This is a genomic window from Stackebrandtia sp. (assembly GCF_035643755.1).
Taxonomy (GTDB): domain Bacteria; phylum Actinomycetota; class Actinomycetes; order Mycobacteriales; family Micromonosporaceae; genus Stackebrandtia.
The window spans coordinates 1-9,729 of sequence record NZ_DASQPW010000268.1 but is presented as its reverse complement, the minus strand read 5'-3'; the positions used below and the strand labels follow the sequence as shown (position 1 = coordinate 9,729).

General features: G+C 67.9%; 9 protein-coding genes. 5 read left to right on the top strand and 4 right to left on the bottom strand.

What is annotated here, in order from left to right; translation table 11 throughout:
• Positions 1-552, bottom strand: a 552-nt coding sequence (locus VE172_RS20775) for a LacI family DNA-binding transcriptional regulator (protein ID WP_324803904.1), incomplete at its 3' end; no start/stop codon positions are given.
• A gap of 147 nt (positions 553-699) precedes the next feature.
• Between VE172_RS20775 and arfA the strand changes: the two genes are divergently transcribed.
• Genes arfA through VE172_RS20755 form a run of 4 tightly spaced genes read left to right on the top strand, consistent with a single transcriptional unit; the run spans position 700 to position 5,296 of the window.
• Positions 700-2,214 (top strand): arabinosylfuranosidase ArfA, encoded by a 1,515-nt coding sequence (gene arfA / locus VE172_RS20770; RefSeq protein WP_324803903.1) that lies wholly within the window; start codon positions 700-702, stop codon positions 2,212-2,214.
• Between the two features lie 16 nt (positions 2,215-2,230).
• Positions 2,231-3,553 (top strand): ABC transporter substrate-binding protein, encoded by a 1,323-nt coding sequence (locus tag VE172_RS20765; protein ID WP_324803902.1) that lies wholly within the window; start codon positions 2,231-2,233, stop codon positions 3,551-3,553.
• The gene (locus VE172_RS20760) at positions 3,546-4,445 is read left to right on the top strand and encodes a carbohydrate ABC transporter permease (protein WP_324803901.1); all 900 of its coding nucleotides are present in this window, start codon (positions 3,546-3,548) and stop codon (positions 4,443-4,445) included. Before VE172_RS20765 ends, VE172_RS20760 begins: the two co-directional genes overlap by 8 nt.
• Positions 4,442-5,296, top strand: coding sequence for a carbohydrate ABC transporter permease (locus VE172_RS20755; protein ID WP_414715135.1), 855 nt, complete (start codon positions 4,442-4,444; stop codon positions 5,294-5,296). The genes VE172_RS20760 and VE172_RS20755 overlap by 4 nt, the downstream gene beginning before the upstream one ends.
• 37 nt (positions 5,297-5,333) lie before the next feature.
• Here VE172_RS20755 and VE172_RS20750 read toward each other — a convergent pair whose 3' ends face one another.
• The 3 genes from VE172_RS20750 to VE172_RS20740 all read right to left on the bottom strand — a co-directional run bounded on the left by VE172_RS20750 (position 5,334) and on the right by VE172_RS20740 (position 8,886).
• The gene (locus VE172_RS20750) at positions 5,334-6,755 is read right to left on the bottom strand and encodes a glycoside hydrolase family 43 protein (RefSeq protein ID WP_324803899.1); all 1,422 of its coding nucleotides are present in this window, start codon (positions 6,753-6,755) and stop codon (positions 5,334-5,336) included.
• A 161-nt stretch (positions 6,756-6,916) separates the two neighbouring features.
• Positions 6,917-7,549, bottom strand: coding sequence for a VC0807 family protein (locus VE172_RS20745; protein ID WP_324803898.1), 633 nt, complete (start codon positions 7,547-7,549; stop codon positions 6,917-6,919).
• Between the two features lie 5 nt (positions 7,550-7,554).
• On the bottom strand, positions 7,555-8,886 hold the full coding sequence (locus tag VE172_RS20740) for a carotenoid oxygenase family protein (protein WP_324803897.1): 1,332 nt from the start codon (positions 8,884-8,886) through the stop codon (positions 7,555-7,557).
• 142 nt (positions 8,887-9,028) lie between these two features.
• On the opposite strand from VE172_RS20740, the gene VE172_RS20735 reads away from it, so the two are divergent.
• The gene (locus tag VE172_RS20735) at positions 9,029-9,637 is read left to right on the top strand and encodes a TetR/AcrR family transcriptional regulator (RefSeq protein WP_324803896.1); all 609 of its coding nucleotides are present in this window, start codon (positions 9,029-9,031) and stop codon (positions 9,635-9,637) included.
• Positions 9,638-9,729: the final 92 nt, after the last annotated feature.

Sequence of the window (9,729 nt, the reverse complement as noted above, 5' to 3'; positions counted from 1 at the left end):
GGCGACGCGGCGGCGGCCCAGGCCCACCAGGTGCGCGGTGGCCTCGCGCGCGGCGGCGACGTTGTCGACCAGGATGTGGTCGGCCACCGGCGGCCGGGCGTCGCCGCCGACCCGCTCGCCCAGCAGCACCATGGGGGTGGTGTCGGTGCGCTCGGCCAGGTCGTCGGCGGTGAGCGCCAGGGGGCTGAAGATCAGCCCGTCGATGAGTTCGCGGCGGATGCCCGAGGTGACCACCCGCTCGCGATCCCGCGAGCCCTCGGTCTGGTCGATGAGGACCGTCCATCCTCGATCCTCGGCGGCGGCGACCACATGCCTTGCCAGCTCGGCGAAGTAGGGAACGTCCAGTTCGGGCACGGCCAGGGCGATGACGCCCGAGCGGGCGGCGCGCAGGTTGCGGGCCGACAGGTTCGGTCGGTAGTTGAGCTGGGAGACGGCCCGCTCGACGCGCCTGCGGGTCTCGGGCCGGATGTGCGGGTAGCCATTGACCACATTGGAGACGGTCTTGATGGACACCCCGGCCAGTTCCGCGACGTCCTTCAGGCGGGTCCGCACCGCGTCACCACTCCTCCCGATGAATGGGGGCTACATCGTCGCACACGACAAGGATTGACAATTGTCGATCTTGGCCTTTACAACGTTGTAAAACAAGTGTAAAAAGTAGCTCACACCACTGTCGCCGGACGGATCGGGAGGCACCGCGTGAACGACGCCCGCCAGGAAGCCACGGTCTCGCTCGACCCCGCCTTCGAGGTCGCACCCGTGAATCGCCGCGTCTTCGGTTCCTTCGTCGAACACATGGGACGGTGCGTCTACGGCGGGATCTACGACCCCGGCCACCCGCACGCCGACGAACGCGGGCTGCGCGCCGACGTGCTGGAGCTGGTGCGCGAGCTCGGCGTCAGCGTGGTGCGCTACCCGGGCGGCAACTTCGTGTCCAGCTACCGGTGGGAGGACGGCATCGGGCCGCTGGCCGAGCGCCCCCGCCGCCTCAACCTGGCGTGGAGATGCCTGGAGACCAACGCGTTCGGGCTCGGCGAGTTCATGGACTGGGCCGCCGAGGCGGACATCGAGCCGATGATGACCGTCAATCTCGGCACCCGCGGCGTCGCCGAGGCCTGCGACATGCTGGAGTACTGCAACCACCCCGGCGGCACCCACCTGTCCGACCTGCGCCGCAAGCACGGCGCCGCCGACCCCTACGACATCAAGCTGTGGTGCCTGGGCAACGAGATGGACGGCCCCTGGCAGGTCGGCCAGAAGACCCCGCACGAATACGGCCGCATCGCCGCCGAGACCGCCAAGGCGATGAGGATCATCGATCCGTCGATCGAACTGGTGGCGGCGGGCAGCTCCAACTCGGGCATGGCGACGTTCGGGCAGTGGGAGGCCACCCTGCTGGAGAACGCCTACGACCAGGTGGACTACGTCTCCCTGCACCACTACTTCGACCCCGACACCACCGACGCCGACAGCTTCCTGGCCTCGGGGGTGGTGATGGACCGCTTCATCTCCGACGTGGTGTCCACATGCGACGCCATCGGCGCGAAGCTCCGCAGGACCAAGCGGATCGGGTTGAGCTTCGACGAGTGGAACGTGTGGTACCAGAGCCGCTTCACCGAACCCGGCGACCGGGAGTGGATCGACTCGCCCGCCCTCATCGAGGACGACTACTCGGTCACCGACGCCGTCGTGGTCGGCGACCTGCTGCTCACCCTGTTGCGCCACGCCGACCGCGTCGCCATCGCCAACCAGGCCCAGCTGGTCAACGTCATCGCTCCGATAAGGACCGCGGGCGACGGCCCCGCCTGGCGGCAGACCGTCTTCCACCCCTTCGCGTTGACGGCCAGGCTGGCGCGCGGCGTGGTGCTGCGCACCGAACCCCGGGGCCCCCGCCACGACACCGACGCCCACGGCGAGGTACCCGCCCTCTCCACGGTGGCCACCCGCGATCCCGAGACCGGCGCGTGCGTCCTGTTCGCCGTCAACCGAAGCCGCCAACCCCTGGACCTGAGCGTCGACGCGCGGGCGCTGGGCGACACCACCCTCGCCGAGCACATCGTGCTGGCCGACTCCGACGCCTCGGCGACCAACAGCGCCGCCGAGCCCGAACGGGTCCGCCCCCGAACCATCACACCGTCCGGCGTGGACGGTGGCCGCTGCGCGGTACGGCTGCCCGCGGTGTCCTGGAACGCGCTGCGCTTCAACCCCCGTTGAGAAAGAAGGAACAACGATGAGGCTCTCCACATTCGGCCCGCTGTCGCGGCGCGGCCTGCTCGGACTGGTGGCGGGAGGCTCCGCCGCCATGGCACTGTCGGCGTGCGGCGGTTCCGGCGAGACCGCCGACAACAGCCACGGCGGCACCACCTACAACGGACCCAAGGTCGACCTGGACTTCTGGAACGGCTTCACCGGCGGCGACGGCCCCGTGATGCTGAAGCTGGTGAAGCGGTTCAACTCCGAGCACGACAACATCAAGGTCAAGATGACCACCTACAAGTGGGAGACCTACAACGAGAAGGTCCCCGCGGCCGTCAAGAGCGGCAAGGCCCCCGAGGTCGGCATCATGCACATCGACGAGCTGGCCACCGCCGCCGCCCGCGGCGTGATCCTGCCCCTGGACGACGTCGCCGACGCCCTGCATCTGGCCAAAAAGGACTTCGCCGCCCCGGTGTGGGACGCCGGGGTCTACCAGAAGAAGCGCTACGGCATCCCGCTCGACATGCACCCGCTGGGCATGTATTACAACAAGAAGGTCCTGGACTCCGCCGGGCTCGACGCCGACAAGCCCCCGTCCAATGCCGACGACTACGCCGATGCCCTGCACGCCTTGAAGAAGCACAAGATCAAGGGCATGTGGATGACGCCGTTCCCGTTCACCGGCTCCCAGACCTTCCAGTCTCTACTGTGGCAGTTCAACGGCGACATCCTCACCTCCGACAACACCAGGCCCGACTTCGCCGGCGACGGCGGCGTCAAGGCGCTGACCTGGATGGTCGACGTGGTCAAGGACGGCTACAGCCCCAAGAACATCGGCCAGGACGCCGACGCCGTGGCGTTCCAGAACGACAAGACCGCGTTCAACTGGAACGGCATCTGGAACATCAACACCTTCGCCGGTGTCAAGGGCCTGGACTGGGGCGTGGCGCCGCTGCCGCAGATCGGCGACCGCAAGGCCGCCTGGTCCAACTCCCACAACTTCGTGCTGCTCAAACAGCTGTCGCCCGACACCAACAAGCAGGCCGCCTCCAAGGTCTTCGTCAACTGGATCAGCCGCAAGTCGGTGGAGTGGGCCAAGAGCGGGCAGATCCCGGCGCGCACCAGCGTGCGGGAGTCCAAGGCGTTCGCCGCGCTCAAGGAACAGTCCATCCTGGCCACCCAGATCAAGGACCTGCACTTCGCGCCGTCCCTGGCCGGGATCGGCGACGTGATGCCGTACATCGAGACCGCCGTCAACGAGGCGGTGCTGTTGAAGAAGAAGCCGTCCGACGCGCTGTCCGACGCCGCGGGTAAGGCCGCGAAGGTGCTCAAGGAGAACCGCGAGAAGTATGGCTGAGCGCAACCGCACCCGCCACACCGGACGGTTCACCCCGTACCTGTTCCTGGCGCCGTACCTGTTGCTGTTCGGCACCTTCGTGGCGGCACCGATCGTGTTCGGCGTCTGGATCAGCCTGCACGAGTGGGACTACATGCTGCCCAACAAGCCCTGGGCGGGACTGTCCAATTACACCGACCTGTTCGACCCGGACTCGCTGGACTTCGACGACTTCTGGCAGAGCATGCGCGCCACCGGGATCTTCACCGTCGCCAGCGTGCCGTTCCTGGTGGTGATTCCGCTGGGCATCGCGCTGCTGCTGCATCGCAGGTTCCCGGGCCGCAACCTGTTTCGCGCCCTGTACTTCGCGCCGTACGTGCTGGGCGTGGCCGTGGTCGGTCTACTGTGGCGCTACCTTTTGGACCCCGACGTCGGCGCCGTCAACTTCGTGGCGGGACTGATCGGCCTGCCCGACCACACCGCGTGGGTCAACAGCCTGCCGTGGGCCTGGATCGGCCTGGTGGCGATGACGGTGTGGTGGACGCTGGGCTTCAACGCCGTCATCTATCTGGCCGGTCTCCAGGACGTCCCCGCCGAGCTTCACGAGGCCGCCTCCATCGACGGCGCCGGGGTCTGGCACCGCTTCTGGCACGTCACGCTGCCGGGACTGCGCCCGGTCATGGCCTTCGTCGTCACCATCACCATCCTGGCCTCCGCCAACATGTTCGGGCAGTCCTATCTGGTCACCGACGGCTCCCCGGGCAAGGACACCCGCACCGCCATCATGTACATCGCCCAGGAGGGCCTGCGCGGCTTCAAGATGGGCAACGCGGCGGCGATGGGCTTCGTGCTGGCGCTGATGCTGGCGGTGGTCAGCATCCTGAACTTCCGCCTCATGCGGTACAAGGAATGATCACCATGGCCACCGTCTCCCGCCGCCGCAAGGGCGCCAGCATCGGCTGGTACACCATCCTCATCGGACTGTCCCTGGTGTTCATCGCGCCGTTGGTGTGGATGTTCATCACCTCGCTGAAGTCCCGCGACGAGGCGCTGCGGATGCCGCCGACCATCCTGCCGGAACACGTCTCCGGCAAGGGATACGGCACCATCATGGGCGGCGACTCCCAGGCGCCCGTGCTGACCTGGTTCACCAACAGCATGATCGCCGCCGTCGGACACACCGCCCTGGTCCTGGTGGTCGCCTCCTCCGCTGCCTACGCCCTGGCGCGCATGGAATTCCCCGGACGCAAGGTGCTGTTCGGTCTCATCATCAGCACCCTGTTCGTCCCGAGCTTCGTCATGCTGATCCCCAACTATCTGATCGTCGACTCGCTGGGCTGGATCGACAGTCTGTGGGCCCTGGCCATCCCCGGCGCCGCGGGCGCCTTCGGGGTGTTCTTCCTGCGGCAGTTCTTCATGTCCCTGCCGCCGGCCCTGGAGGAGGCCGCGCTTCTGGACGGCGCCAACCACTTCCAGATCTTCCTGCGCATCGTGCTGCCGCTGTCCAAACCGGCCCTGGCGACCCTGGCCGTGCTGTCGTTCCTCACCAACTGGAACGACTTCGTGTGGCCGGTGTACGTCATGTTCAACCCCGAGAACATGACCCTGCCGCCCGGCCTGGCGTCCCTGCAGGGCGCCTACATCGCCGACTACCCCGTGGCCATGGCCGGCGCCGTGATCACCGCGATCCCCGTGCTGGCCCTGTTCCTGTTCACCCAGCGCTACGTCATCGAGGGAGTCTCGAGGAGCGGACTGAAGGGCTGATCACCCGGTCGGTGAGGGGAACCAGCCCTTCGCGCCGCTACTCCCAGACCTCGGCGCGGTCGATGCTGACCATCGCCGCTCCGGCGCTTCCATTGTGTTCACCCGTCACCGTGACCCGCAGCGTGTGCTTGCCGGGAGCCAGCTTCGGGCTGATGTAGTTCGGGTTCTCGCCGACGCGCACGTCGCTGTAGTAGTCGACCCTGTCGGACTCGGCGCCGCCGTCGATCGAGAACGTCGCGTACCCGTTTCCGGTGTCCCGCACGCTGAACAGCGCGATCTGCGAGCCGGTGAACGTGAACGTCGCCGTGGCGCCCGCCTCCTGCGTCCAGTGGTCGTTTCCGTAGAAACACTGGTTGCCGCAACCGCTGCCGGCGTTCCAGTTGCCGGTGTAGCCGACCTGGAAGTCGTCGGTGCCGACGTCGGTGTCGTTGATCGCCCGGGTCCCTGGACCCGGGTCGCCCGACGGCAGCTCCTGGGTCGCTCCCGCCGCCAGCGGCGCGCCGAGATTCGGTGTGCCGTCGGCGTTCCACGAGATCTTCTGCGCCCGCGTCGTGCGGTACTCGTAGGTGTAGGAGCTGGTGTTCTTGCCGTGGTAGGCGATCCAGTCCTCCGTGCCGTCGGGCGACTTGAAGAAGAAGTGGTGTCCGGGGCCGTAGACGCCCGCGTCGTCGTTGCGGGAGAAGATCGGGCCGGGGTGCTGCACCCAGGAGTCCGGGTTCATCGGGTCGGCGCCGTCGGCGATGCTCTTCATCCACAGCTGATAGTCGGGCTTTCCCGTGTCGCATGTGGAGTACGTCAGGAACGTCTGTCCCTTGCCGTACAACGCGGTCGGGCCCTCGCGGACCTCGTCGCAGCCGCCGTCGGCGGGAATCGCCACCCGATCGCCCGTGGTGGTCCACGGATCGGTCATGGGGGAGATGTACAGCTGCGCCGGTCCGCCCTGGCCTCGGCCGGGGCCGGTCCAGATGAAGTAGTCCTTTCCGTTGAGCGTGAACGGTTCCCCGTCGATGCCGTACTCGCCGAAGTCGGCGATCTTCGCCTTGAAGTGCCACGGGCCCTCGGGGTCGTCGCCCTCGGACTCCAGCACGAACATCCGGTGCGCGGCGTCGGTGCCGTCGCTGGCGGTGTAGTACAGGTACCAGCGTGCGCCGTCGGAGCCGGCGACCCGCTTCAGGGCCGGGGCCCACAACTGCTGGTCGCGGCTGGGGTCGGTGTCGGTCCAGATGTCCTTTTTGGGCGCGGTGATCAGGTCGGCCAGGCTGCCGGCCTTCCAGATCGAGATCCGATCGCCCTGGGTGGTGGACAGGTAGTAGTTGTCGTTGAAGTAGACCATCGTCGGGTCCGCGCCGCCGTTGAGCGGGTTGCGGAATTCGCCGGTGGCGGTGGGTCGAGCGCTCGAGTCGGCCCATCCGGCCGCAGGGACGATCGCGGACAGGGCCGCGACCGCGACGAGTGCCATCACTCGCCAGGGTCTCGACCATCGTCGGGGCTGGGGGCGCTTGGTGAATCGCATCGAATCTCTCCTCGGGCAACAGAATCCGAAACGCTAATAGATGTTCATCTATGTTACGTATTTTTGGGTTTTGTGGCATCTGTTGCCCGAGGAGCTGACCGAACGCGTCAGGCGGCGACGGCGTTCGCGCGAGCCTGGCGGCCCTTGACGTACTTGATGCTCCAGACGACCAGCCCCGCGACGGTGGCGATTTGCAGCACCGTGGACAGTCCGACCACCACGTCGGGTTTGAGCACGTAGATCAGCGGCACCCGCACCAGCGCCTCGGCCAACAGGCCCAGGCCCCAGCCCATGGTCAGCGTCATGAAGGTGTGGCGGACGCCGGGCTCGTTGGCCCAGCGGGTCTCCCACTCGGCATGGCCCGCGGGGCCGCCCGCGCGCTTGGCGGCGTAGTAGATCAGGGGACGGCGGATCGCGAAGCTGATCAACAGGCCGAGCGCCAGTACCCCGGTGGTGATGGAGTCGCGCAGCAGCAGAATCCGCTGATCCCCGCTGAGCAGCGTCATCGCCGCCGACAGGCCGTAGATCGCCATGACGAACCCGGCGATCGCGTCGAACTGGCGAGTCAGCGCCGCCACGAAGATCACCCGCAGCGCCGCCACCGCCGTGCTGCCCAGGAGCGCCAGCTCGGTGCTGACACCGAAGGCCCGCAGTCCGAAGTAGGCGATCAGGGGCGGCAGGACGTCGAGCAGGATGCCGATCACGGCCGCGCCGCGCTTGCTGTTGTCGTTGTCGCTCATATGTTTTACTCTTCCTCGATCCAGGAGCCGTGGAACCCGGCCGGTACGGCGCGGGGCAGTTCGATGGCGGCGCGGGGCGCCGCGGTGGGGTCACTGGCGTCGCACACCAGCAGCTCGGAGCTTCGCCCCGACCGTTCGGTCACTATGGACAACAGCCAGCCGTCGTCCTCGCGGGTGGCGTCCGCGGCGGGCACGAACACGGCCTCGCCCGGCCGCATGCCGGGCTCGAGCCGGTGGGCGGCGCTGGAGCCGGAAACGGTGTCGTACTTGACGAACGCGGCGCGCTCGGCCTCGAAGTCGTCGGCCACCGAGTACAGGTAGCGGTTGGGCCGCCCGAGGCGGGTCTCGTTGATGGTGGGGAACTCGACGCCGGTGTCGTCCAGGTATCTTCCGCTCGCGGTGCCGCCGGCCAGGTCGAGCCGCCAGCGGTACAGCGCGATGTTGCCGTCGGCGGCGTCGCGGGCGCCGGTCCAGACCCGGGCCCAGCCCGAGCGGTCGTAGCGCACCGCGTCCAGCACGACGTCGTCGCCGTCGTCGAAGGCGTTGGCGACGTGGAAGACGTAGCAGGGCTCGACGTCGAACCACGTCACCCGCGGCTTTCCGTCGCGCGGCATCACGCCGAGCCGGGCGCCGTAGGCGTCGTCCCATTGGAACGGCGAGCCCTTGCCGACCAGCTCGGGGTGGAAGGTGATCGGCAGGTCCATCCAGATGATGAAGCGCTCGGTGATGGCGAAGTCGTGCATCATGGTCGGCCCGGGCACGTCGATCGGCGTGCTGGACACCAGCTCGCCGCGGGCCGACAGCCGGTGGCCGGTCAGGTACGGCGGCTTCAGGGAGTACCCGAAGAAGAACAGCTCTCCGGTGACGGGGTCCCGCTTGGGGTGGGCGGTCATCGCCGTGGTGAGGCGGCCGCCGAAGTCGCAGGGGCCGAGGGTGTTCAGCTCGCGGTCCACTTCGTACGGAAGACCGCCCTCGCTGAGCGCCAGCAGGTGTCCATCGTGGTGGATGACGTGGGTGTTGGCCGAGTGGGCGGTCAGGTTGACGCCGCCGTCGGGGCGTTGGCGCGGCTCGCCGGCCAGCTTGGCGGTGCGGACCCAGCGGTTGCGATACCACTCGGCCCTGCCGTCGGCGATCCGCACGCCGTGCAGCATGCCGTGCCCGGCGAACCAGTGGCCCGGATTCTCGCCCGGCCGCGGGTTCGGGCCGTTGCGCAGATAGCGGCCGTTCAGCTCCTTTGGCAGGCTGCCCCGCACCGGCAGGTCCACGGCGTCGATCTCGTCCGGCACCGGCGCCAGGGCGCCCGCCAGGTGGATCGGCGTCTGAGTTTCGGTGCTCATCCGGCTTCCTCTCGTAACCAACCAGGCAACTATCTGATCGGCGGACTAGATTTTTGACCAACTGGCCAAACGCTAGCACGATGGGTCAGAACGCGGCAAGGGATCGAGCCAAATATTTGGTCAACCGTGTTACCTTTTGGCCATGCGGTCAGAAAATGGGGCAGACGAGAAGAAGCGCTCCTTCATCGAGGAGGCGCGGCGCGCCCAGATCGTGTCCTGCGCCATCGACGCGATCGCCGAGGAGGGCTACGTCCAGACCTCCCTGGCCAAGATCGCCCAGCGCGCGGGCATCAGCAAGGGGGTGATCTCCTACCACTTCGCGGGCAAGGAGGAGCTCATCATCCAGGTCGCCGCCCAGGTCGTGGCCAACGGTGAGGCCCACGTCCGCTCCCGCGTCGAGTCCGCCCCCGACGCCACGTCCAAGCTGAGCGCCTTCATCGAATCCAACCTCGAGTTCCTGGGCGCCAACCGCAACCAGCTGTTGGCCCTGGCCCAGATCGCCGCCTACGCCCGCTACGCCGTACCCGACATCACCGGCGCCGACATCATGCTCAGCGCGATGGAGCGCGTCATCGAGATGGGGCAGTGCGCCGGGCAGTTCCGCGAGGTGAACCGGCGGCTGGTGGCCACCAGCATCCGCGCCGCCATGGATGCGGTCGCCGAGCTGCTGATCTCCGACCCCGATCTGGACCTCGGGCAGTACGCCAGGGACCTCTGCGACCTCTTCCTCGCCGCGATCCGCAAGACCTGACGCGGCGTTCGCCCATCACAGTGGACGATCGAGCCGCCGCGACAGCTCGCGCAGCGCCGCGGCGGCCGCCGCGCCTACGTCCGCGTCCGGAT